This window comes from Rhodococcus sp. IEGM 1305, from assembly GCF_030058635.1.
Taxonomy (GTDB): domain Bacteria; phylum Actinomycetota; class Actinomycetes; order Mycobacteriales; family Mycobacteriaceae; genus Rhodococcus_F; species Rhodococcus_F opacus_D.
The window spans coordinates 372660-396661 of the sequence record NZ_JASHKX010000001.1 but is presented as its reverse complement, the minus strand read 5'-3'; the positions used below and the strand labels follow the sequence as shown (position 1 = coordinate 396661).

The 24002-nt window shown below is 66.0% G+C and carries 22 protein-coding genes; 8 read left to right on the top strand and 14 right to left on the bottom strand.

The window, feature by feature from the left end:
- Positions 1–6: 6 nt before the first annotated feature.
- The 5 genes from QM693_RS01860 to QM693_RS01840 are packed head-to-tail and all read right to left on the bottom strand — an operon-like array spanning position 7 to position 5812.
- Positions 7–918, bottom strand: a complete 912-nt coding sequence (locus tag QM693_RS01860; RefSeq protein ID WP_283332263.1) for an acyl-CoA thioesterase domain-containing protein — start codon at positions 916–918, stop codon at positions 7–9.
- A gap of 1 nt (position 919) precedes the next feature.
- The gene (locus QM693_RS01855) at positions 920–2014 is read right to left on the bottom strand and encodes a CaiB/BaiF CoA transferase family protein (protein WP_283351167.1); all 1095 of its coding nucleotides are present in this window, start codon (positions 2012–2014) and stop codon (positions 920–922) included.
- 50 nt (positions 2015–2064) lie between these two features.
- The gene (locus tag QM693_RS01850) at positions 2065–3234 is read right to left on the bottom strand and encodes an acyl-CoA dehydrogenase family protein (RefSeq protein WP_283351166.1); all 1170 of its coding nucleotides are present in this window, start codon (positions 3232–3234) and stop codon (positions 2065–2067) included.
- Positions 3235–3279: 45 nt separating this feature from the next.
- Positions 3280–4437, bottom strand: coding sequence for an acyl-CoA dehydrogenase family protein (locus tag QM693_RS01845; protein WP_283351165.1), 1158 nt, complete (start codon positions 4435–4437; stop codon positions 3280–3282).
- A gap of 55 nt (positions 4438–4492) precedes the next feature.
- Positions 4493–5812 (bottom strand): MFS transporter, encoded by a 1320-nt coding sequence (locus tag QM693_RS01840; RefSeq protein ID WP_502942574.1) that lies wholly within the window; start codon positions 5810–5812, stop codon positions 4493–4495.
- A gap of 269 nt (positions 5813–6081) precedes the next feature.
- On the opposite strand from QM693_RS01840, the gene QM693_RS01835 reads away from it, so the two are divergent.
- The 6 genes from QM693_RS01835 to QM693_RS01810 are packed head-to-tail and all read left to right on the top strand — an operon-like array spanning position 6082 to position 11724.
- On the top strand, positions 6082–7269 hold the full coding sequence (locus QM693_RS01835) for a lipid-transfer protein (protein WP_283332267.1): 1188 nt from the start codon (positions 6082–6084) through the stop codon (positions 7267–7269).
- Position 7270: 1 nt separating this feature from the next.
- On the top strand, positions 7271–7726 hold the full coding sequence (locus QM693_RS01830) for a MaoC family dehydratase N-terminal domain-containing protein (RefSeq protein ID WP_283351164.1): 456 nt from the start codon (positions 7271–7273) through the stop codon (positions 7724–7726).
- Complete coding sequence (locus tag QM693_RS01825) at positions 7723–8103, top strand: MaoC/PaaZ C-terminal domain-containing protein (RefSeq protein WP_005254397.1); 381 nt, start codon at positions 7723–7725, stop codon at positions 8101–8103. Before QM693_RS01830 ends, QM693_RS01825 begins: the two co-directional genes overlap by 4 nt.
- Before the next feature lie 33 nt (positions 8104–8136).
- Positions 8137–8940: an SDR family NAD(P)-dependent oxidoreductase gene (locus QM693_RS01820; RefSeq protein ID WP_283351163.1), complete on the top strand. Its 804-nt coding sequence runs from the start codon at positions 8137–8139 to the stop codon at positions 8938–8940.
- 24 nt (positions 8941–8964) lie between these two features.
- Positions 8965–10512: an acyl-CoA synthetase gene (locus QM693_RS01815; RefSeq protein WP_283351162.1), complete on the top strand. Its 1548-nt coding sequence runs from the start codon at positions 8965–8967 to the stop codon at positions 10510–10512.
- Between the two features lie 15 nt (positions 10513–10527).
- Entirely contained in the window at positions 10528–11724 is a 1197-nt protein-coding gene (locus tag QM693_RS01810) for a TetR/AcrR family transcriptional regulator (protein ID WP_283351161.1), read from the top strand.
- Here the strand turns inward: QM693_RS01810 and QM693_RS01805 are convergent, their stop codons facing one another.
- From QM693_RS01805 to QM693_RS01765, 9 genes are all read right to left on the bottom strand, one after another.
- A complete protein-coding gene (locus QM693_RS01805) occupies positions 11725–13332 on the bottom strand; it encodes an SLC13 family permease (protein WP_283351160.1) in 1608 nt (535 codons plus the stop codon). It lies immediately after the preceding gene.
- 102 nt (positions 13333–13434) lie between these two features.
- Positions 13435–14325 (bottom strand): universal stress protein, encoded by an 891-nt coding sequence (locus tag QM693_RS01800; RefSeq protein WP_283351159.1) that lies wholly within the window; start codon positions 14323–14325, stop codon positions 13435–13437.
- Entirely contained in the window at positions 14322–16145 is a 1824-nt protein-coding gene (locus QM693_RS01795; RefSeq protein ID WP_280779731.1) for an amino acid permease, read from the bottom strand. The genes QM693_RS01800 and QM693_RS01795 overlap by 4 nt, the downstream gene beginning before the upstream one ends.
- Before the next feature lie 208 nt (positions 16146–16353).
- Positions 16354–17025 carry a GntR family transcriptional regulator gene (locus QM693_RS01790; protein ID WP_283351158.1) on the bottom strand — a complete coding sequence of 224 codons (672 nt, stop codon included), beginning with the start codon at positions 17023–17025 and terminating at the stop codon, positions 16354–16356.
- 127 nt (positions 17026–17152) lie between these two features.
- On the bottom strand, positions 17153–18196 hold the full coding sequence (locus tag QM693_RS01785) for an LLM class flavin-dependent oxidoreductase (RefSeq protein ID WP_242322573.1): 1044 nt from the start codon (positions 18194–18196) through the stop codon (positions 17153–17155).
- An 88-nt stretch (positions 18197–18284) separates the two neighbouring features.
- Positions 18285–19775, bottom strand: a complete 1491-nt coding sequence (locus tag QM693_RS01780) for an aldehyde dehydrogenase (RefSeq protein ID WP_283351157.1) — start codon at positions 19773–19775, stop codon at positions 18285–18287.
- Positions 19768–20499: an alpha/beta fold hydrolase gene (locus tag QM693_RS01775; protein ID WP_265146496.1), complete on the bottom strand. Its 732-nt coding sequence runs from the start codon at positions 20497–20499 to the stop codon at positions 19768–19770. Before QM693_RS01775 ends, QM693_RS01780 begins: the two co-directional genes overlap by 8 nt.
- Positions 20500–20511: 12 nt before the next feature.
- Positions 20512–21063 carry an amino acid synthesis family protein gene (locus tag QM693_RS01770; protein WP_242322572.1) on the bottom strand — a complete coding sequence of 184 codons (552 nt, stop codon included), beginning with the start codon at positions 21061–21063 and terminating at the stop codon, positions 20512–20514.
- Positions 21060–21689: an amino acid synthesis family protein gene (locus tag QM693_RS01765; protein WP_280779729.1), complete on the bottom strand. Its 630-nt coding sequence runs from the start codon at positions 21687–21689 to the stop codon at positions 21060–21062. The genes QM693_RS01770 and QM693_RS01765 overlap by 4 nt, the downstream gene beginning before the upstream one ends.
- A gap of 200 nt (positions 21690–21889) precedes the next feature.
- Here QM693_RS01765 and QM693_RS01760 point away from each other — a divergent pair, with 200 nt between their 5' ends.
- Together QM693_RS01760 and QM693_RS01755 are read left to right on the top strand one after the other, a co-directional pair.
- On the top strand, positions 21890–23560 hold the full coding sequence (locus tag QM693_RS01760) for a BCCT family transporter (RefSeq protein WP_283351156.1): 1671 nt from the start codon (positions 21890–21892) through the stop codon (positions 23558–23560).
- Positions 23557–23982: an ester cyclase gene (locus QM693_RS01755; RefSeq protein ID WP_283351155.1), complete on the top strand. Its 426-nt coding sequence runs from the start codon at positions 23557–23559 to the stop codon at positions 23980–23982. The genes QM693_RS01760 and QM693_RS01755 overlap by 4 nt, the downstream gene beginning before the upstream one ends.
- The last annotated feature ends 20 nt before the right edge of the window (positions 23983–24002 follow it).

Sequence of the window (24002 nt, the reverse complement as noted above, 5' to 3'; positions counted from 1 at the left end):
AAAACGTCACCCGGAACGAACTGCCGGGGCTGTAACAACGGGGTGCGGGTGAGATTGCGCGGCCGGAACGAGCGGTGGTCGCTGTAGCGTTCTGCGGTCGTTCTCGATTGCGGAAACGGTGCAGATCCCCAGAGGGCCGTCGCGGTCGAACATGGTTGCCGAGCCCACCGCGACTCCGTCGCACGCGCGGTGGCTGTCGGCTTCCAGTCCGAGTTCGATCCCCTCCGGCAGTCTGGTCAGCGCCAGCGTGACGTCACCGTTGATGTATCCGATGCCCTCGGTGCCCATGTTGGTTACCAAATTGGTCAAGTCGGCGATCATTGCTGCACGCACGAAGGGGGTGGTCGCTTCTCCTGCGATCACCGACCACCCTGTCGTCCAGATCCGTTTCCGATCAGAGGTTCGCCAAGCCGGTCCTCCGTGCGGCAACGGCCCCCAGTCGGAATTCTCCCCACTGGTGCCGATCAACCGCTCGCCGACATGCTCGGCCGGCGAGGGAGGCTGAGGGACGCGGGAGTCGACCCAATGCGCTCCTGCTGCGTTCCTCGACTTCCGGTAGAAAGCAACCGTGGCCCTGGCCACGGCTTCATCCGACTGAATCAATTCCGCTTCGACAAGTCGAATTCGGTTTCCCCACCGGATGATCCGTGATCGAACATCGATCCGACCCATCCTCACCGGACGAAAGAGATCCGCGGTCACTCGGGTGGCGAAGAATTCATCCTGCTTGTACTCACCCTCGATGGCGTGGGCAAGCAAACCCAGCACCGCCGGACCGGACACCATGTCCGCCGCCCATCCGCTGATGGCGGCCGCCCTCGGCTCGTACCCCGAACCTGCACGAGCGAAGAACGGTTGAGCGGTGTGTGCCGATCTGGCTGTCGCCTGTTCCGCGTCGAGCTGCGCGTCGGCTGTCACTTCAGTTCCACAGCGTGGCGGCGTCGACCGCTTCGGTGGCCGGGGGGCCGGGTAGCCCGGGCTCGCTGCGGGAGAATCGCGGCGCGGGCCGGTGCTGGGTGACCCGGTCCAGTTCGACGAGGGATCCGCGCGCGGCGATGTGCGGGTTCTGGGGTGCCTCGGCGAAGGTCAGCACCGGTGTGGTGCAGGCGTCGGTGCCGTCGAAGATCGCCGCCCATTCGTCGCGGGTCTTGGTGAGGAACACCTCGGCGAACTGTTTCTGCAGCTGCGGCCAGCCGGTCCGATCGTTCTGGGCCGGTAGATCGACCGGGTCCAGTCCCAGACCCTCCACCAGCAGTGCGTAGAACTGTGGTTCGACCGCACCGACGGCCATGTATCGGCCGTCCGCGGTTTCGTAGGTGTCGTAGTACGGCGCGCCGGTGTCGAGCATGTTCACCCCGCGCTCGTCCGACCACCGGCCCATACCGCGGAAGCTCCAGATCATGTGCGACAACGCCAGGGTGCCGTCCACCATGGCCGCGTCGACGACCTGACCCTTGCCCGACGTGTGGCGCTCGATCAGCGCGGCGAGGATGCCGAACACGAGGAACATCGAGCCGCCGCCGAAGTCGCCGACCATGTTCAGCGGCGGCACCGGGCGCTCGCCCTTCCTGCCGATCGCGTGCAGCACACCGGTCAGCGAGATGTAGTTGATGTCGTGGCCGGCCGTCTGGGCGAGTGGACCTTCCTGCCCCCAGCCGGTCATCCGGCCGTAGATCAGGCGCGGGTTGTGCGCCAGTGCGACGTCCGGGCCCAGACCCAGGCGCTCGGTGACGCCGGGGCGGAAGCCTTCGATGAGCACGTCTGCCCGCTCGACGAGGCCGAGGACGAGTTCGATGTCGGCGGGGTCTTTGAGATTCGCTTCCACGACGCGGCGGCCGCGGTGGGTCTGGTCGCGGGGCTGCCCGGCTGTCGGCAGCAGGCCGGCGCGCTGTACACGGACCACGTCGGCGCCGAGGTCGGTGAGCAACGTCGCAGCGTGCGGGCCGGGACCGATGCCGGCGAGTTCGACAATGCGGACACCGGTGAGTGGTCCGGTGCAGGGGGTGGTCGCCATGAATTCTCCCTCTACTTCTGGGCGATGGAACATGTTGTGACGCTGAATGTTCAGCCGACTCGAGCGGGTTGCGTGGTGGACAGCAGGGTGGGCAGTGCCCGAGCGAGGTTGCGCTCGTGGATCTGCGAGGCACCCTCGTAGATGCGCAGCGCCCGCACGTCACGCCACATGCGCGGCACCGGGTGTTCGCCCACGATGCCGGCTCCGCCGAGCACCTGGACCGCCCGGTCGGCCACGACGGATGCCATCTCGGTGCAATAGAGTTTCGCCGCCGAAATGCGATGCCGCGGCGGGGTGCCGGCGTCGAATTCGCGGGCGCAATCCAGGATCATCGACCGTCCCGCCTCGAGCTCTGCGTAGCTGCGACCGAGCATGGCCTGGACGGCGCCGAACTCGGCCAGGGGTTGCCCGAATTGCTCCCGCTCACCGGCGTGCCGCACGGCCTCGGTGAGCAAGCGCGTGGCCTGACCGACGGCGGTGGCCGCGACGTGGGTGCGGGCCTGGTTGATCCCGCGCATGGCGTGCGTCATTCCCAGGCCTTCCACCCCTCCGATCAGCCGGTCTGCGTCTACTCGCACCCCACGCAGACTGACCTCGGCGACGGGCCCCTCGGCGTGACCGTTCATCAACTCGGGCAACCGGGTCTGCACGCCGGGAGTGTCCCGATCCACCAGGAACGACGAGACACCGCCGTCCTCGGTGCGGGCGAACACCACCAGCACGTCCGCCCACCCGCCGTTGGTGATGTAGCGCTTCTCCCCGTCGATGACGTAGCCGCCACGCGTCCGGGTCGCGGTGGTCCGTACCGCGGACGCGTCGCTCCCGGCGTACTCCTCGGTGAGCGCGAAGGCCATCACGCACTCCCCGGCCGCCATCGCGGGGAGGTACCTCTCGCGCTGCGCGTCGGTGCCGTATTCGAGCAGGATCTGCGCGGCCAGCCCGATGCTCGTCGAGAACCGCGACCGGTACACCGCCGAGGATCGGGTGAACTCGAACGTCAGAAGCACCTGCTGCTCGACGGTCCACCCCAGACCCCCGACGCTGGTGGGCAGGGTGATGCCGAACAGACCGAGCTCGCTCATCCGTCGGACGAGGTCCGGGGGCACCGCACCGGCGGCGACCATCTCATGCTCCCGCGGGATCAGTTCGTCGTCGGTGAAGTCGCGAATCACCTGCCGGTACGTCTCGAAGTCGAGGGTGCGGACCCGGGGATCGATCACGTGAATGCTCCTGTTCGTGAGGGCGAAAGCTCCTGCGGGACTGGGTCAGAAACCCGCCGACTTGGCGATGATCGTCTTCATGACCTCGTTGGTGCCGCCGTAGATCCGCGAGACGCGGGTGTCCGCGTACAGCCGGGCGATGGGGTATTCGAGCATGTAGCCGTATCCGCCGTGCAGCTGCAGGCACTTGTCGATGATCTCGCCGGCGTTCTCGGTGCAGAACAGCTTCGCCTTGGCGGCATCGGCGACGCTCAGGTCGCCGGTCTCGTGCAGCTCGATGGCCCGGTCCACCATGGCCTGCGCGGCCTCCACCTTGGCGATGCATTCGGCGATGACGAATTTGGTGTTCTGGAAGTCGGCGACGGGCTTGCCGAACACCTTGCGGTCACGCACGTAGTCGGAGGCGAAGGTGATGGCGCCGGTGGCGGCGGCGGTCGTGGTGACCGCGATCATCAGGCGCTCCTGCGGAAGGTTGTTGGCCAGGTAGCCGAACGCTGCGCCCTCTTCGCCGAGCAGATCCTCGACAGGCACCCGCACGTCAGTGAAGGAAAGCTCGGCGGTGTCGGAGGTGCGCATGCCGATCTTCTCGAGCTTGCGACCCACCTCGTAGCCCTCGCTCGTGGTGTCCACGGCGAGGATGCTGAGGCCGGCGCGGCGGTTCTCCTCGGTAGCCGGGGAGGTGCGGCAGACGACGAGGACGCGGTCGGCTTGAACGCCTCCGGTGATGAAGGTCTTGGCGCCGTTGAGGATGTAGTGGGTGCGGTCCTCCGACAGCCGGGCGGTGGTCTTGATGCCGGCGAGGTCCGAGCCGGTGCTCGGCTCGGTCATCGCGATGGCGGTCATCATGTCCCCGCTGACGAACCCGGGCAGCCAGCGCTGCTTCTGCTCCTCGGTGCCGTAGGTGAGCAAGTAGGGCAGCACCAGGCCGGTGTGCACGCCGAATGCACCGAAACTGACTGCGGCGCGGGCGGTCTCCTCGGAGAGCACCGCCTGGTACTTGAAGCTGGTCTCACCGGCTCCACCGTAGGACTCGGGTACGGTCATTCCGAGCACGCCCAGCTTGCCGAGCTGACGGTAGAAGTCGCGCGGCACCATGCCCTCGCGCTCCCAGTCGGCGAAGTTCGGCGTGACCTGCGACTCGATGAAGTCACGGATGACTTTGCGGAAGTCTTCATGTTCCTGGTTGAACACGATGCGCTGCATGTCTTTTCCTTCTTTCTGCGAACAAACGTGGACGGGTTTGGGGAATGCGGCCGCGTCAGCCGAGGATTCGGGCGCGGTCGCGGTCGGAGTTGACGGTGAGGAGGGCGATCATCGCGCCGATGACGGCGGCGATGCCGAAGATCTGGAAGGCCGAGGCGTAGCCGCCGGCGGGGGTGGCGGCATTGTCGACGATGACGCCGGTGAGGTACGGGGCGATCAGGCCGCCGGTGGCCATCATCGCCATGAACACGCCCAGCACGCCTGCCATCTGTTGCGGCGGGCAGATCTCCGAAATCGCGGCATTGAACAGCGGGATGATGACGGTGCCGACACCGTAGCCGATCGAGACAACCATCACCGCGACGATGGGCGTCTGGATGTACGGCATGGTGATCAGTGCGACGCCGCACAGCAGCAGTGCGATTCCCGGCACGATGCCGCGCAGCACCCGGGAACTGGCGCCGCGCACCAACAGCCGGTCACTGACCGAGGTGCACAGGAACATGAAGAACAGTCCGGCGATGCTGGGGATCCCGAACATGGTGCCGGCCTGCACCCGCGAATAGCCCAGGCCGACCTCGAAGTAGGACGGCAACCACGTCAGCACGACGGTGACGAGAGCGTACATGGTGAAGACTGCGGCGAGCGCGCCGAGAAATGTCGGTGTCCGGAGGATCCGGGACCATGGCACCTTGGGGTCGGCGGTCGGCGCAGCGGTGTCGAAGTTCGCGGCGGCCTTCTTGACGGGGCGCTTGCCGTAGGGCCCTCCTTGCCAGGTCACGAGCCACACGACGGACCAGACCACGCTGACCATGGCGAGGATGAGGAACGTGGATCGCCACCCCCAGTTCGCGACGGCCAGGGCCATCAGTGGGGCGATCAGAATCTTGGCGATCGACGCACCGGAAGCCAGGAAAGCGCCGGGCAGCCCACGCTTCTCTACGGGATGCCAGGAGTAGGCGCCGGTATGGATCAGCGCCCCCGACGGCCCCTCGAAGAATCCCAGCGCCATCCGGCTGATCAACAGCATCGTGAAGCCGGCAACGACCACCAGCGGCACCATCGACGCCGCCCAGGCCAGGCACAACAGCAGTAGCAGCCAGCGCAACGACATCCACTTGTGCAACACCCCGGCAAAGAAGCCGCCAACGGTGAATGCCAGGAAAAATGCACTGCCTACGAGCCCGATCTGGGCGGAGGTCAGACCGAACTCTGTGGCCAGCGGCTGGGCAACCAGCCCGAAGACGGCCTTGTCGGCCCAGTTGACGACGACCAACAGCACCAGAATTCCGGTGAGGCCCCAGGCCCGCACGCGGGACTCCCCTCCTACTTCGGGTGACACAACGGGGGGAACGTCCTGCTTGCTCGATGTCATTCTCATCGATCCTTTCGGGCAATGGCGACGGCTGCGCGGCGCGGAGACGCGGGGACTCGGAGCGAACTGTGACGCGAACCACCCCGGTTCGAAAAAGTAAATCATCATCCGGCCTCAAAGGGCAATAGTTCACTGAAAGACGTCGAACACTTCTCGCGATCACGCCTTTGAGCTAGGAAATTAGCTGCAAGACGGCGGGGAGAGCGTGGTGGACAGAATCCGCCCGGTCGTGTTAAGTAAATATTGATTCGATCAGAGAGGGGTCAGATATGACTCGCAAGGTCCACGTCGCCGGAGTCGGGATGATCCCGTTCACCAAGCCCGGCAAGAGCGAGAACTACAACGTCATGGGCGAGACGGCTGCCCGCGCAGCATTGCGTGATGCCGGGATCGAGTACTCCCTCGTTCAGCAGGCCTACGCGGGGTACGTGTACGGCGACTCCACGGCCGGTCAGGCCGCGCTGTACGGACTCGGGCTGACCGGAATCCCCGTCTTCAACGTCAACAACAACTGCGCCACCGGCTCGTCGGCGCTGTACCTGGCCCGCCAGGCCGTCGCCAGTGGTGCCGTCGAGTGCGCTCTGGCCGTCGGGTTCGAGCAGATGAAACCCGGTGCGCTCAAGCGGGTCTGGGACGACCGCCCGGCGCCGATGTTCCGATTCGACGACCTGATGACGGAGATTCAGGGCGTCGACGAGACGTCCCCGCACGCGGCCCAGCTGTTCGGCGGCGCGGGCGTTTCCCACATGCAGAAGTACGGCACGAAGCCGGAGACGTTCGCGAAGATCTCGGTCAAGGCCCGCAAGCACGCGGCCAACAACCCCAATGCCGTCTTCCGCGACCTGCTCACGGAGGAGCAGGTGCTCGAGTCGCCGCACATCTTCGGCCCCTTGACCAGATACCAGTGCTGCCCACCGACCTGCGGCGCCGCAGCGGCAGTGGTGTGCAGCGAAGAGTTCGCCCGCAAGCACGGGCTGGCGGCGGACGTGGTGATCGAGGCGCAGGCCCTCACGACCGACACCGCCAGCACGTTCGAGGACCGGGACATGATGAAGGTGGTCGGCTACGACATGACCGCAGCGGCCGCCGCCCAGGTCTACGAGGCCGCGGGCATCGGCCCCGAGGACGTACAGGTCGTCGAACTGCACGACTGCTTCTCCGCCAACGAGCTCATCACCTACGAGGGACTGGGTCTGACCCCCGAGGGCACCGCCGAGAAGTTCATCCTCGACGGCGACAACACCTACGGCGGCCGCGTGGTCACCAACCCGTCGGGTGGTCTGCTCTCCAAGGGGCACCCGCTCGGCGCCACCGGACTGGCCCAGTGCGCCGAACTCGTGTGGCAACTTCGCGGTCAGGCGGGGGCGCGTCAGGTGGAGGGCGCGCGGATCGCCCTGCAGCACAACCTCGGGCTCGGCGGCGCGTGTGTGGTCAGCATCTTCAAGAAGGTGGGCTGACGTGGCACTCGATCCGGCCGTCATCGGCAAGGTGATCCCCGGTCACGAAGTGGTCGTCGAGCGCGGACGTCTGCGCTTCTTCGCGCAGGCCATCGGCGAGACCAACCCGATCTACTTCGACACCGAGGCCGCCAAGGCGGCCGGGCACCGCGATGTACTCGTGCCGCCGACCTTCCTGTTCTGCCTGGACATGGAGAAGCCGGACCCGTTCGCCCTCATCTGCGAACTCGGGATCGACATGCGGTACGTGCTGCACGGCGAGCAGGCGTTCAAATACCACTCGCCGGCCTACGCCGGCGACACGCTGGCCTACAACGGCACCGTTACCGACGTGTACTCGAAGAAGAACGGAGCGTTGGACTTCCTCGTCCGAACGGTCGACGTCACCCGCGACGGTGAGCCGATCGCCCGCCTCACCAACACCCTCGTCGTCCGAAACCCGAAGGCGGAAAAATGAAAACAGGCGACTCCCTCCCGGAATTGCAGCTCGCCGGCATCAGCCGCACCACGCTCGCGCTCTACGCCGGCGCCTCCGGTGACCACAATCCGATGCACATCGATCTCGACGTCGCGCGCTCCGGTGGCATGGACGACGTGTTCGCCCACGGCATGCTGTCGATGGCCTACCTCGGCCGACTGCTGACCAATTACGTTCCCCAGGAACGACTCTGCTCCTACGGCGTACGATTCGCCGCCATCACCCCGCTGCACGCGAAGCCGACGTGCACCGGAACCGTGACCAAGGTCGAGGACGGCCTGGCCCATCTGGACCTCACCGTCACCCTCGCCGACGGAACGGTCACCCTCCGCGGCGACGCCGTCGTCGCCGCCTGACCTTCGCCACACCACCGAAAGGAAGTCCCGCTCATGGGCAAGCTCGACAACAGGACAGCCATCGTCACCGGATCCGGCCGCGGCATCGGCCGTGCCATCGCCATGAAGTTTGCGGCCGAGGGCGCCAGCGTCGTCGTCAACGACCTCGACCCGGGCCCGGCCAAGGAGACGGTCGAGGAGATTGTCGCAGCCGGCGGTAAGGCCGTCGCCAGTGTCGGTTCCGTCACCGAGGAAGGCTTCGCGGACCGCTTCGTCGCCACCGCCGTCGACACCTTCGGCGGCCTCGACATCATCGTCAACAACGCCGGCTTCACCTGGGACAACGTCATCCAGAAGATGACCGACGAGCAATGGGACACCATCCTGGATCTGCACCTGAAGGCACCGTTCCAGATTCTGCGTGCGGCGCAGCCGTACATCAAGGCGAACCCTACCGACTACCACCGCAAGGTCGTCAACATCTCCTCCAACGCCGGTGTCGTCGGCAACGCCGGCCAGTCCAACTACGCCGCCGCCAAGGCCGGCATCATCGGACTGACCAAGACCCTCGCCCGCGAGTGGGGCCGCTACCGGGTGAATGTCAACGCGGTCGCCTACGGCCTGATCAACACCCGCCTGACGGAGGCGTCGGCGGACGGCAACGCCACCATCGACGTCGAAGGCCGGGAGATCAAGGTCGGCGTCAACCCGCAGCTGCTCGCTGCAGCCGAGCGGTCCATCCCGCTGGGCCGGGCCGGCCGTCCCGACGAGGCAGCGGGCGCAGTGTTCGCCCTGTGCCTGCCCGAGACCGACTACGTCAGCGGCCAGTGCCTGGTTTGCGACGGCGGCAGCCGCTAACCATCCCCGACAGGAGGGGTCCCCATGTACTTGACTCAGTCACTGCATCGCGCGGTGCAGCAACGCCCGAACCAGCCCATGACCGTGTGCGGGGACCGCATCCACACCAGCAGCGAGACCGGAGACAGGGTCGCCCGCCTCGCGGGCGCTCTGCTCGGTCTCGGTGTGGGGGTCGGCGACCGCGTCGGCATGCTGTCGCTCAATTCCGACCGGTACCACGAGTACTTCTTCGCCACCTGGTGGATAGGAGGCGTGGTCAACCCGCTCAACACTCGCTGGAGCGCCGCCGAGATCGCGTTCGCCCTCGAAGACTCACAGACGGCGGTACTGCTGGTCGACGACACCTTCGTACCGCTGCTGGACGAGATTCGCACATTCTTCCCGTCGCTGCGAGCAGTGGTGCACTGCGGCGACCAACCGACACCGGACGGGCTTCTCCGTTACGAAGACCTGGTCGCCACCGCGGAACCCGTCGAAGACCTGCGCGTGGGCGGAGACACCCTGGCAGGGATTTTCTATACCGGTGGTACCAGCGGCCGCCCCAAAGGCGTCATGCTCACCCACCTCAACCTGATGACCGCGAGCCTCGGGTCGCTGGCCGCCAACCACACCGCCGTCGCAGGCGGCCGCGCCCTGCTGTCCGCACCCATGTTCCACCTCGCTGCACTGGCCAGCTGGAACGGCCAGAACATCGCCGGTGGCATCCTGGTGATGTTGCCGTCGTTCGAACCGGCCGCGGCGCTGCGACTGATCGAAGAGCAGCGGATCAACTCGATGCTGTTGGTACCGACCATGATCCAGATGTTGCTGCGCCACCCGGAGCGCGAGATCCGCGACCTGTCCAGCATCACCGCAATTCAGTACGGCGCGTCCCCGATCTCCGAGACCCTGCTACGCCAGGCCCAGCGCGCCTTCCCGAAAGCTGATTTCGTGCAGGGTTACGGGATGACCGAGGCCGGCCCCGGACTCACCTCGCTCAGCGCCGACGACCACCACGCGGCCACCCGGCTCAATTCGGCCGGTCGGCCGATGGGTCACGTCGAGGTGCGGGTTGTCGACGACCGTGGCAACGAACTCCCCCGCGGCGACGTCGGCGAGATCATTGCCCGCGGCGGCAACATCATGACCGGTTACTGGAATCGACCGGAAGAGACCGCGGCGGCGCTGCGCGACGGCTGGCTGTACACCGGCGACGGCGGCTACATGGACGAGGACGGCTACCTGTTCGTGGTGGACCGACTGAAGGACATGATCATTTCCGGGGGAGAGAACGTGTACTCGACCGAAGTCGAGAATGCTCTCGCCTCTCATCCCGATGTGGTGCAGTGTGCGGTGATCGGTGTTCCCGACGATCGGTTCGGCGAGCGGGTGCACGCGTTTCTGGTGATGAAACCTGGCACGTCACTGACCTGCGACGACGTGCGAGCCCACTCCAAGAAACTGATCGCCGGGTACAAGTCGCCACGGAGCATCACGATCGTGGAGCAGATGCCGGTCTCGCCGGCTGGCAAGATACTCAAGAGAGAACTCCGCCGGCGGTTCTCCGACCTGGCCGACCGCACCGCGCACTGACACCCCGAGGCTGCAATGACGATCGACACATCGGACGACACACCTGCTGTCGAGCCGTCCGCCAAGAAGACACCGCGGCCGCGCAACCGTAAAGCGCAGATCATCACGGTGGCCCGAGAGCAATTCGGGCGACGCGGCTACCACGGGGTGAACATGGAGGACATCGCCTCCGCGGTGGGAATCACCGCGGGGGCGCTGTACCGCCATTTCCCGAACAAGCAGGACCTTCTGGCACAGGCGATACTCAATGCCGTCTCGTCGATCACGGCCACCCTCGACGACGTCGACCCCGAGGACTCGGCCTCGAACTGTCTGGCCCTGTTCCGCTACTGCCTCGACAACGACTTCCGCGCGGTCCTCTTCGACCAGGAAGCCCGCCACCTCGCTCCCGAACGCCGGGCCGAGGTGCGGACGGCCGTTCAGTCGGTCCCGGCACGCATCGCCGACGCCCTCCGCTCCGAACGCCCCGACCTCACCACTGCGGACGCCGACTTGCTGGCCTGGGCCATGTCGAGCGTCGCCCTCAGTCCCGCCCGGCACCGAACGACCTTGCCGCGCAAACGCTTGGAGAGCCTGCTGCTGGAGCTGTGCGAACGGCTGCGGAGCGCTCCGATCCGGCACGCCGAGGAGATACCTGCCGAGGAGGCATACGTCTCCGGCTTCGCTCACGCTTCCCGTCGTGAAACCCTGTTGACCGCCGCCATCTCCCTGTTCAGGCGGCGCGGCTACCAGTCGGTGACGATGGACGACATCGGCGCCGCCGCGGGGATGGCGAGTTCGAGCATCTACACCTACTTCTCCGGCAAGGCCGAGGTGCTCCAGGCGATCCTCGTCCGAGGCACCGAGTCCCTGCGGATGGGGTTGGTCCAGGCGCTTGCCGGTGCGCGCTCCCGCGAGGACGCGCTCGCTCTGGTGGTGCACTCGTACGCCTCGGCCGTGTCGGCACCCGACAGTGCCATCGGCATCCTCATCGAGGAGTCGACGAATTTACCCGAAGAGGCACAGTCGCAGTCACGCACGGCTCAACGCGAGTACATCGACGAGTGGGTACATCTCCTCGGCACCGACACCCACGAAACCCGGACTACGGTGCTCGCCGCGATCGGGTTGGTCAACGACCTTTCGCGGTTGCGGCACCTGCACACCCGACCGCGGTACCGAGACGAAATCGAGGAACTGGCCCTTCGGGTACTGGGAGTCCGTACCGGCTGATCACCCACCGCCGAGGCCGACCACTCCGATCATCAAGGGCAGGAAGACGATGATCAGAATTGCACCGACGATGTCGAAGGTGATTCCGCTTCGGATCATCGTGGTGATCCGGACTGCTCCGGAGCCGTAGACCACGGCGTTCTGCGGCGTCGAGACCGGCAGCATGAAGCCGAACGATGCGGCGAACGTGGCCGCGAGCGCAGGCACGAAGGGGTTGACCCCGGCCGCCAACGCCACCGGGATCACGATCGGCACCACGACCGCCGCCGACGCCGTGTTACTCGTCGTCTCCGACACGGCGATGGCCAGCAGCACCGCGAAGACGGTGATGGCGACGACGCTCGTCAGGCCCAGCGAGTCCGCGACGGAGGTGCCGATCGTCTCGGCGAGTCCGGTGTCGGCGAGCAGTGCGCCGAAGATGATGCCGCTGCCGAACAGCACGATCGTGCCCCAGTCGATCTTCGCTGCGTCCCGCCAGGTCAGCGTGAACTCCCGATTCTCCCAATCGGTCGGCAGAAGGTAGAGCAACGCCGCCCCGAAGACCGCGACCATGCCCTCGTCGAGTCGGTCGCTGATCGTGCCGTAGAGGTCCGAGTCGTTGCCGGCGATCACCGCGACGACACCGGGCAGAATCCACAGCGTCACCGTGACTCCGAACGCGATGAGGGTGTTCTTCTCGGCACGCGACAGCGGACCCATTTCCGCGCGCTGTTCCGCCAGGTAATCGGCGACGCCCTCGATCCGCCGAATCTCCGGCTTGTTGAGGCGCAGCAGGATGATGGCGAGCGCGATGAACATCAGCAGGCAGATCGGGATGGCCATCACCATCCACTGCCCGAAGCTGATCCGCTCCCCCGTGGCCTCCTCGATGAGCCCGCGTCCGATGAGATTGGGTGGGCTCCCGACCGGTGTCAGCAGGCCGCCCACGCTTGCGCTGTACGCGAGCATCAGCATGATCGCGGCACCCACCCGGAGACGCAACGGGTCGAAGTCCGCGGCGACGACGCCGCGGCGCTGCATGAGTTTCGCGATGACGCCGAGGATGCCCAGGGCGGTGGGCAGCAGCATGGCCACGGTCGCGGTGTTGGATACGAACGCCGAGAGCCCGCACGTGATCGCGCCGAACGCGACGATCACTCCGGTGGTGGACTGGCCGACACGCGGCAGGGTCAGGATCCGAAACGCGAACCGCCGTGCGACGCCGTGTTTGAGCATCGCCTGGGCGAGGATGAACGCTCCGATGAACGTGAAGATCGTCGACGACCCGAACGCGGCGAGGACCTCGTCGGCCGGCGCCACGCCCAGAAACACCACGATCGCCACCCCGAGCAGCCCGCCGATCGGGATCGGCACCGCCTCGGTCACCCACAGCACGATGACGCCGAGCAGCACGCCGGCCAACGTCTGCTGGTTGGGCGGTATGTCGATCGGCAGGGCGAGGAACGCGATCGTGATCAGTGGTGCGAGAAACAGCCCTATCGTGCGGCGGCCCTTCTCGAATCGCTCCTCGGCGGGTGAGAGATGCTGTTCGCCGAGGCTGCGATAGGTGGTGTGCCCGAGCAACGCCTTGTCGACGTCGGTGCGGTCGCCCTGGTTCTCGGCTGTCATGGTCCCTCCCCTGCGACACGGATTGGTACGGAAGTAATACCCATGAACGAGCGGGATAGTCGTTTCACGGCATGTTTTCTCCCGGATGGGCACGAACGACGCCTAGGCCGTCACCTTGTTTCTGGGAACGATCAGCACGGGCACCGGAGCGTGACGCAGGATCTTCGAGGCGGCCGAGCCGAGGAATACGTGGGCCGCGGGTCCGGCCGCGCCCGAACCCAGCGCCAGCATGTCGCCGGCTTCCCAGGAGACGGCCTCCACCGCTTCGCGCCAGTCGTGGCCGCTGCCGACCACGACGTCCACGTCGGGAACCGGAATTCGGGCGCGAACTGCGTTGAGCTGCTTGATGATATCGGCGCGCGTCCGGCGAGCCCACTGTTGTACGACGAGGTCCTCCGTCGATCGCTCGATCGCGCCGCCGAACATCGTCATCGGCCGCACCGTGAACGACACGATTCGCAACTGCACCGGCCACTGCCTCGCCAGTTCGGCGGTGGCGGCAACGAGGCCGTTCACGTCGGCCTCGCCTCCGTACGCGACGGTGATCCGGCGGATCGACTCCGGCACCGGCGGGTAGCCGCGCGGAGCGATCGCGACGGGCACCGCCGCGGTGTGGACCAGCCGTTCGGTGACGCTGCCCAGCGTCACCCTGCCCAGCAGCCCGGACGACGACGACCCGACAACCACGAGACGCGCGTCGTGGGCGGTGACGAGTTCGATCAACCCTGTTGGAATGGAATCGGATTGGTGGACGACGCGGGGAATGTCCGGGCCCCCGGGCAGCTGGCCGACCACCCTGTCCAGGGCGTGCGAAGCCTGCTCGGTGACGTAGCCCAGATATTCGCGTTCGATGGGGTCGTCCTTCGCCGGCCACGGCCGTTCCACGATCGCCGCGGCCACAACCTTGTCGCCGGTCCAGCGTGATATCTGCACTGCCAGGTTGAGGGGTGCGGTGCCCTGACGGCTCGAGCTGAAGCCGGCGATGATCGTCATCGGGGGGCTCTCCCTGCGGCGACCGGGGTGACGACGACGTGCGTCACCGGCACGCTGTGCTCGGCGCGGGCGCGGTCCACGACGTCGAAGCGGTGCCACACCGACTCTTCGGGTGGCAGTGTCGAGATGACGATCTGATCCGGACGGAACGAGTCGACGGCGGCGGCCAGGGCCCGCAGCGGCCGGTAGTCGCCCAACTCGCCGTCGGCTTCGAGGTTCTCCGCGCGGAGTGTCGCCAGCGTGTCGTCCAACCGCCGCTGTGCGACCTCTCGGGTCGCTTCCGCGACGTCGAGTGGACCGTGGGTGGCGGCGGTTCCGGTCTCGATCGGGCTGGCAGGCACGACCACGAAGTAGGTGGCATCCCGATCCGCGTCGATGCGACGAAGCTCGTCGAGCATTTCCTTGGACTGGACGGTCTGGTTCGCGAGCACCAGCACGCGGTGCGGACGTGTCGTCGCCGCGACCCCTTCCACGACGGGCCGCCGGCCCACGAACCACTTGTTGGCGAGGAACAGCACGATGACGACGGCCCACGACAACAGGCTCAGCACCAGTTGCGACCGCACATCGTCTTGCAGATACATCTGCACCAGGATCGCCACGATCGCGGCCGCGGTGATGATCGACAACACCGGGAACAGCCACATCTTGACCCGAAGCTCCGAGTCCGGGGTGCGGTACCGCAGGACGATCTGGGAGACGGCAATGAGCAGGTAGACGAACAGGATGACCGCACCGCTGGAGTTCAGCAGGAAGACGAAGACGGTGTCCGGTGAGACTGCCGCGGCGATGACGCACAGAAAACCGACGACCGAGGACGCGAGTATCGCGATGGCAGGAACCCCGCGCCGGGTCACCCTGACCAGCTGCGCGGGCGCCTCCCGGCGCGCAGCGAGCACGAACAACATGCGTGAGGCGGTGTACATGCCCGAGTTGAGACAGCTCAGCACCGCCGTCAACACCACGGCGTTCATGATGTGGTCGGCGTACGGGATCCCCATTTCGGTGAACGCGGCGACGAAGGGGGACGCGGCCGCCTCCTCGTCGTTCCACGGCAGGATCGTCGCCAGCAGGAACGTGGAGCCGACGAAGAACACGGCGATCCGCACGATCACCGAGTTCGCGGCCTTGGTCACCGCCCGCTCCGGATCCGCCGATTCCGCGGCCGCGATCGTCGCGATTTCGGCGCCGACCATGGAGAAGATCACCGTCACCACACCGACGGTGATGGCCATGGCGCCGAACGGCAGGAACCCGTCATGGCTCCACAGGTTCGAGAAATCGAGCGATTTGTTCGGCCACACCCCCAACACGAACAGTGTGCCCAGCCCGATGAACACCACGATCGCGGCCACCTTGATCCCGGCGAACCAGAATTCGAACTCACCGAACGACGACACCGAGAACAGATTCGTCGCCGTCATCAGAATCATCAGAACCAACGCCGACAACCACAACGGGATGTCGATCCAGTACTGGATGATCGTCGCGCCGGCGATCGCCTCGAAACCGACGACGATCACCCAGAAGTACCAGTACAACCAGCCGACGGAGAAGCCGGCCCAGTTGCCCAACGCGGCGCGGGCATAATCGGCGAACGATCCGGTCGACGGGTTGGCCACCGCCATCTCGGCCAGCATCCGCATGACCATGATGATCAGGACCCCGGCAAGCGCATAGGTAATGAACGCCCCCGGCCCGGTGTCGCCGATGACGACACCCGAGCCGACGAACAGGCCTGCGCCGATCACCCCGCCGATCGCAATCATCGTCAGCTGCCGCTGGCTCAGCGCCTTCTTCAAAGTGGGTGTTGCACTCATTGCATCCCTCCGATACTCGACGCACCGGCTACTCGCTCTCTTGGCGAGACCGGCTGTCGGATTCCGTGGGATGTACTCGGCTGGGCACGCGATCAGAGGGAATGAGCCGCAGGGCTTGAATCTCAATCGTAAGCCGCAGCGTCCGTCCGGCGAGCGGGATCGGACAGGTGGATCGTTCTCACAATCGGATCCGGGGGAAGGCCTTCGATCAGCTGTCGAGTTGCGACATGAGCGCTTGCTGACTGGCCTGGACGTGACGTCGCATGTAGTTCTCGGCTCCGATGCCGTCCTTGGCGATGATCAATTCGAGGACGGTGTGGTGTTCGCGTTCGGACTCGAGTGACCGGCCGGGTTGCGAGAGTGAGGTCTTCACGAGTCGCCCGTAGGCGAGTTGGTTCATCAGGAGCCGGTAGTGGGTGGCGAGCTTCCCGTTGTCCGCACCGGCGATGAGGATCTCGTGGAAGTCGTGGACCAGTTGGGCGTAGCGCTCGGTGTCGCCCGCCTCCACTGCGGCGTCGGCCTCGCGGACATTCGCCTTCATGGCGGTGAGTTCGGGCACTTCCCCGCGGGCGGCCATCAAGCGTGCGGCACCGCCCTCGAGGAGTTGCTTCATCTCGAAGAGTTCGTTGATCTCACGCCGGGAAGGCACAGCGACGAACGTGCCGACCCGAGGGCGGATCTCGACCAACCCCTCGATCTGCAGTTGCTTGAGGGCCTCGCGGATCGGTGTGCGACTGATCCCGAAGGTTTCGGCGAGGGAGACTTCGGACAGCGATTGCCCGGGTGCCAACTCGCCCGAGATGATCATCTGCCGCAGTCCGTCGGCCGCGCGTTCCTGGAAGTTGCTCGTGTCGAGTCTTCGCGACGTCGCGACGTCCATCGGTCCCCTCCAGCACTGTGTCATGTATCTTGCATGTCAACCGTACATCGCCGACGCACCCTGCTCGTCGAGACCGATGGTCCCGCCCGCCCGCGGTGCACACGGTCGGGCAGGACCCAGGCCGGCATCAGCGGAAGGCGGGGATCACTTCGTTGATGAACAGTTCGAGGGACTTGCGCTTCTCCTCGTGGGAGAGGGTGTTGTCGGTCCAGAAGCTGAATTCGGTGATGCCGAGCTCCTCGTAGTACCGCAGACGGTCGATGACTTCTTCCGGCGTTCCAATCATCGCGGTCTTGTGCAGAGACTCCGGGGAGAACTCGGGCCGTTCCGCGAACTTCGACTCGGGGCTGGGTTCGTGGAAGCCGTTGACCGGATCGGTCTTGTTCCCGAACCAGGCGTCGAACGTCCGATAGAACTTCTGGATGCCTTCGGCAGCGGGCCGCCAGCCCTCCGGATCGTCGGCCGGATGCACGTAGGTGTGGCGAAGAACCATGATCTCCGGCTGCGGCACCTCGGGGTGGTTCGCGACGGCGGTGTCGAACTTGCCCTTCAGGTCGGCGACTTCCTCGTCACCCTTCATCAGCGGGGTCACCATGACGTTGCATCCCTGTGCCACCGCGAAGTCGTGTGAGGCCGGATCACGAGCGGCCACCCACATCGGCGGCATCGGCTTCTGCACGGGCTTGGGCACACTCGTCGACGTCGGGAACTGCCAGATCTCGCCGTCGTGCGCGTAGTCCCCCTTCCACAGTTCGCGGACCGCGGGCACGAGTTCGCGCAGGTGCTTGCCCCCGTCGCCGGCAGGCAGTCCGCCGGCGAGGCGGTCGAACTCGAACTGGTAGGCGCCGCGGGCCAGCCCGACCTCCATGCGCCCGTTGCTGATGACGTCGAGCAGCGCGCACTCGCCCGCGACGCGGATCGGGTGCCAGAACGGGGCTATGATCGTGCCCGCGCCGAGCCGGATCGTCGACGTCTGGCCGGCCAGATACGCGAGCAGCGGCATGGGGCTGGGCGCGATCGTGTACTCCATCGCGTGGTGCTCACCGATCCACACTGTTTCGAATCCGCCGGCCTCGGCCATCACCGTCAGCTCGGTCAGGTTCTCGAACAGTTGGCGGTGGGTGACGCTCTCGTCCCAACGCTCCATGTGCACGAACAGCGAAAACCTCATAGCTGTTCCTCCTCTGCAAATCGTGTGGTCAATGTGCGGATCCAGCGGTGTGCGGACCCGGCCGATCGTGATGCTGGAGTGCGCACGGTCAGCTCCGCATGGTGAACGGATCCGCGACGGGATCTTCGCTCGTGTTGATCCAGACGCTCTTGAGCCGGGTGTACTCCTTGATCGTCTCGGTGCCGTGCTCGATGCCGACACCACTGCTCTTGAAACCCTGGCGCGGCGACATCGGCGACATCGCCCGGTAGGTGTTCACCCAGACCGTGCCGGCTTCGAGCCGCGAGGCCATGCGATGGGCCCGCGACAGATTCGTCGTCCACACACCGGCGGCGAGGCCGTACTCGGTGTCGTTGGCGAGCCGAATCACTTCCTCCTCGGTCTCGAACGGCATGATCGCCGCAACCGGACCGAAGATCTCCTCACGGACGACGCGCATGTCGTTGTCGACGTCGACGAGGACTGTCGGTTCGTAGAAGTAGCCGCCGAGCCCGCCTCCGTCGCAGGCGTTTCCGCCGGTGACGACCCGGGCTCCCTCGCTGCGGCCGAGATCGACGTAACCCGCCACCTTGTCGCGCTGGTCCGCGAAGGCGAGCGGTCCGAGTTCGGTCGCGTCGTCGAGCGGGTCGCCGATCCGAATCGTCCTGGCGCGCTCGGCGACGCGTTCGAGCAGCTCGTCGTAGACGGCACGGTGGGCGAACACCCGGCTTCCCGCGATACAGGTCTGCCCGGCGGCCGCAAAGATGCCCGCAACCACACCCATCGACGCGTTCGCCACGTCGGCATCGTCGAAGACGATGTTCGGCGACTTCCCACCGAGCTCGAGCGTCGAGCCGATGAAACGACTCGCGGTCGCCGCGGCGATTCGGGCGCCTGTTGCCGTGCTCCCGGTGAACGAGATCTTCGCCAGATCCGGGTGGTCGACCAGGGCCTGGCCGGCCTCGGCTCCGAACCCGGTGACGACGTTGACGGCGCCCGCGGGAAAGCCCGCCTCCACAGTCAGTTCCGCGAGTCGCAGTGCAGACCGCGACGTGTATTCCGACGGCTTGATGACGACGGTGTTCCCGACGCACAGTGCGGGCGCCAGCTTGCTGGTCGTCAGTGTCAGCGGAGAGTTCCACGGGGTGATCGCCCCGACCACACCGAGCGGCTCACGCGAGGTGTAGTTGAGCACCTTGCGGTCGGACGTCGGGACGACGTCACCCTGGATCTTGTCCGCCAATCCGGCGTAGTAGTAGTAATACTCGGGCAACGAGGCCAGCTGCCCGCGCATCTCACGCAGAAGCTTGCCGTTGTCCAGAACCTCCATCCGGGCAAGTTCTTCGGCGTTCTCACCGATAAGGTCGCCGAGACGGCGGAGCAGATGCCCGCGGCGCGTCTGACTGAGATCGCGCCATCGCGAATCCTCGAACGCCGCCTTCGCTGCCGCCACGGCGCGGTCGATGTCCGCAGCGTTGCCGCGGGCCGCCCGGTACAGCGGCTGCCGAGTGGCCGGGTTCGTGCTCTCGAAGTACTCGCCGGATTTCGGCGTGACCCGCTCTCCACCGATGAAGTGTTGTAGCTGTTCGAGATCAGACATGTGCGTGCTCTCCGATGAAAGTGGTGATGCAGTCGACGAGCGCTTCGGGACGCTCGATGGGAAGCATGTGCCGCGCACGGGGAATGATCACCGACCGGCAGTCGGGCAACGCCGCTGCGAGTCGATGTGTCATCTCCGGGGTGGACCCGGGATCGTCACTGCCCGTCACGGCCAACGCCGGAACGGTGATCGTGGACAGGGCGGGGCCGAGTTCGGCGTCCCCGGTCGCGAAGACGCGATAGCAGTTGACGAAGGATGCGACATCGTTCGCCGACAACGTCTCCCGCGTTCGGCGAACCCAGTCCTCCCCGACCTGCGTGCCCTCGTACCAGCGCGTGAGCGATGCCGCGGCGCTGGCCGCGAAGTCCGCCTCGGCGGTCGTCAATCGGGCGAGGACGGCCGCCCGTTCGTCGTCGGTGCGGCGGCAGACCGAACTCACCGATGTCAGGGTCGCCACCAGTTCGGGGCGGTGCAGTGCCAGGTACTGGGCGACGAGGGCGCCGAGCGAGAAGCCCACCAGGTGCGAGCCCGGCGGGATCTCGCCGGCCACACCCTCGGCGAGGTCTGCCAGCGTGGTGCCCGCACCCGCCGGAGGCCGCGAGCCGTGCCCGGGGAGGTCGGGAGTGATCAGCGTGTACCGGTCCGCGAGCAACGCGGCGGCAGGCTCCCACATCGTGTGATCGAGCCCGACGCCGTGCAGCAGCACCATGGTTGGCTTGCTCATGGGAGGTGCCGACTACTGCTCGGTCGTCAGCGGTGCCAGGCGCTGCTGGGGGCGTCCCTGCGCAGCGGCCGCCAGCGCGATCACGATCTCGTTCGGGTGCGGCGCATCGGCGATCCGGACCTCCACCGTCTGGTGGTGGGAGCGGATCGTCGCGTCGGTGATGTGCTTGAGCGGGATGTCGAACACGATGCCCGCCGGCCCGCGCTTCTCGACGGCGGGAAGCAGGGTCGTCGCGTTCGCAGCCTTGCGGAAGTGGTCACCGAACTTCAGCGTGTGAATCAGACCCGAGCCGTGCTCGATCTCCCCGTTCAATCCCACGATCGCGGCCTTCCCGTATGCCTCGGCGGGCGCGCCGAGCGCCTCGAGCACCTTCGGCGCCAGCAGTGCACCCGCCGCCGACGCGGTCTGGTCGATGCCCGGACCGAGGTCCTCGACGTAACCTTGCCCCGACCACGGGTTTTCGATGACGGCAGCCACGATGGCCACGCGGGCGGCGGGCGACACCGGTCGACCGCCTTCGGTCAGGATCTCTTCGACGATCGTGATGATCTTGCGAACGTTCATGAAAGGACTGCCTCCAGAGTCTGAGCGGTGATAGCGGGGTCGGTTGCGCGGTCTCCGATGCGCGGATGCGGGCGGGGGCCGGTCGATGCGGCAGCAATGACGACGATCTCGTCGGCGCGTGGTGCGTCCGGCACTCGCGCACTCACGGTCTGGTAGTGGCTTCGGGTGGCGGCGTGCTCCTTGTGCCACATCGGGACGATCAGTTCTTCGCCTGCCTCGGCCCTGGTGTCCGCGAAGCAGATGATCGACTCCCCCTGCAGGAACTCGCGCATGAGATTCCCGAAGTACGGCGTGTGGATCAGCGCGCCACCGTGTTCGATCTCGCCGGCGGTACCGACGATCGCAGCCTTGCCGAAGGCCTCGATCCGATCGGCGCCACCGAGCGCATCGATGAGCCGATCGGTCAGCAGTTTCGCCAGCAGAGGCGCGACTTCACCGACTTCCGCCGACAAATCGGTGGTGACACCGGTGCCCACCCACGGGTTCGCGACCACAGCTGCGACGCTGGCGCGAGAAACCGGGCTGGCGGGGGCCTTCCCCAACTCGAGCACCGTCTCCTCGCGATAGAGCGACAACTTGCGGATGCCGATGCCCGCCTCGATACGTTTCCGATTCCGCTGTTGCATACAACGTACAGTAATCACCGGTCGCACAACGGTCAAGAGCAACCGGTCCTCTATAGTCGTTTTCATCGCCCGTTCGTCGACCAGGCGAGGCCATAGCCGCAGCTGAAAGCCACTTTTTCCAGCAGAGTTCCATACGGCCGACTTGCCGCGAAGCTGCCCAGCCGTTGACACGGGATGTGACGCGCCTAATACTCTGTTGCATGGCAGAGCAGCCGAGTAGCGGCCCGTCGTCACAGACGACCCCCATATCCAGCCACCGTCCCGCCGCACCGGAACTGAACGCGGGCAACCCGACCATCGAATCGACACACGTCGCCCTCCTCAGCGCAGGAGGTCCGGGCCACGCCCGCGAAGTGCCGCGCAGGAATCGGCTCCGCGACAACGGGCTCGGCAGCGTCTTCTGGATGTCTGTCGGTGTCTCGACACTGTTCGTCGTGTGGGCCGTCGCATTCACCGACAACCTGAACGAGGTCACGTCCGACTCGCTCAACTGGATGACGTCCACCTTCGGCTGGACGTATCTGGTGGTGACGCTGTGCATCCTGGTCTTCCTGGTGTTTCTCGCATTCAGCCCCGCCGGCGATCTACGGCTCGGCCGGGACGACGAAAAACCGGAATTCTCCACGCCGAGTTGGCTGGCGATGATCCTGAGCGCGGTCATGGGTATCGGGCTGATCTCCTACGGTGTCGCCGAACCGATCTCGCACTTCACATCGCCGCCGCACGGTCTCGCCGAGCCGAATACCACCTCGGCTGCCGTGCGCGCCATGCAGTACTCCTATTTCGACTGGGGCGTGCACGCGTGGGCCATCTTCGCGGTGTTCGGCCTGGCCATCGCGTACTCCACGCACCGGAAGGGACGGCGGACACTGGTGAGCCAGCTGTTCTATCCCCTGCTCGGTGAGCGCGTGAACGGTCCCCTCGGCAAGACGATCGACGTGCTCGCGGTGTTCGCCACGCTGTTCGGCACCACAACCTCGCTCGGACTCGGCGCGCTGCAGGTCAACAATGGACTGGCCAGCCTGTTCGGAACGCCGGTGGACTCGGTCTCACAGGTGATGATCATCGCCGTCGTCACCGCGCTGTTCACGCTGTCCGCCGTCACCGGTGTCAACAAGGGCATCAAGTTTCTCAGCCAGTGCAGCACCGCCCTGGCGATCGCCCTGTTCGTCTTCATCCTGATCGTCGGCCCGGCGGTGTTCGTCGCGAACCTGTACATCGAGTCCCTCGGTACGTGGGCGAGCGACTTCTTCCGGATGAGTTTGCAGGGCACGGCCTTCGGCGATCTCGAGTGGATGCAGTGGTGGACGTACTTCATGCTCGCCTGGTGGGTGTCCTGGGGCGCGTTCGTCGGTGTCTTCCTCGCCCGTATCTCACGCGGGCGCACCATCCGAGGCTTCATCATGGGAGTCCTCGTCGTGCCCAGCGCCGTCTTCTTCACCTGGTTCACGGTGTTCGGCGGCACCGCCATCCACATCGACATGTACGAGGGCGGCGACATCGCCGAGCGCACCGCGGCAGACATCAACAGCGCATTCTTCGCGACGCTGGAGCACTATCCGTTCGCCACAGCGACATCGGTGATCGCTGTCATTCTCGTCGTCGTGTTCTTCGTATCCGGCGCCGATGCGAACACCTACGTGCTGAGCATGATGACCTCGAACGGTTCCCTGACCCCGGCCCGCTGGGTCCTCGTCCTGTGGGGCATACTCACCGGCGTCACCGCGATCGTGCTCATGCTTGCAGGCGGACTGAATGCCTTGCAGAACACCGTGATCGTGACTTCCCTTCCCTTCCTCGTGATCGTCGCCGGCTTGACGGTGTCGTTCTGGAAAGAACTCGTTTCCGACCGTAAGGAGCGCATGAAATGACCGACAACACCGCCCGGCGCGAGCTGATCGTGAAGGTGTGGGACGCAGCCTGGGACCGCGGTGAGGTGGACGCCTTCGATACCCTCCTTGGCCCGCACTACCAACGCCACGGCACCCACGGACCCACTCAGGACTGCGAGACGTTCAAGGCCTCCATACTGTCGACGCGTGCCGCCTTCCCCGATCTGAAGACCACGATCGACGACATCATTCTCGAAGACGACCGAGCCGCGATCCGCTGGCACAGCGCCGGAACGCATACCGGCGCATTCCTGGGCATTCCCACGACCGGCAAGCGTGTCCAGGTCAGCGGGGCCACCTTCGCCCGCTTCGACGGCGACGGCATCGTCGAAGAATTCGTGACCTGGGATCCCCGGGCACTTCTGTCCGCGCTCGGCATCATCACCGTCGGCCAAGACTGACCACGACATCTACCCGGAGC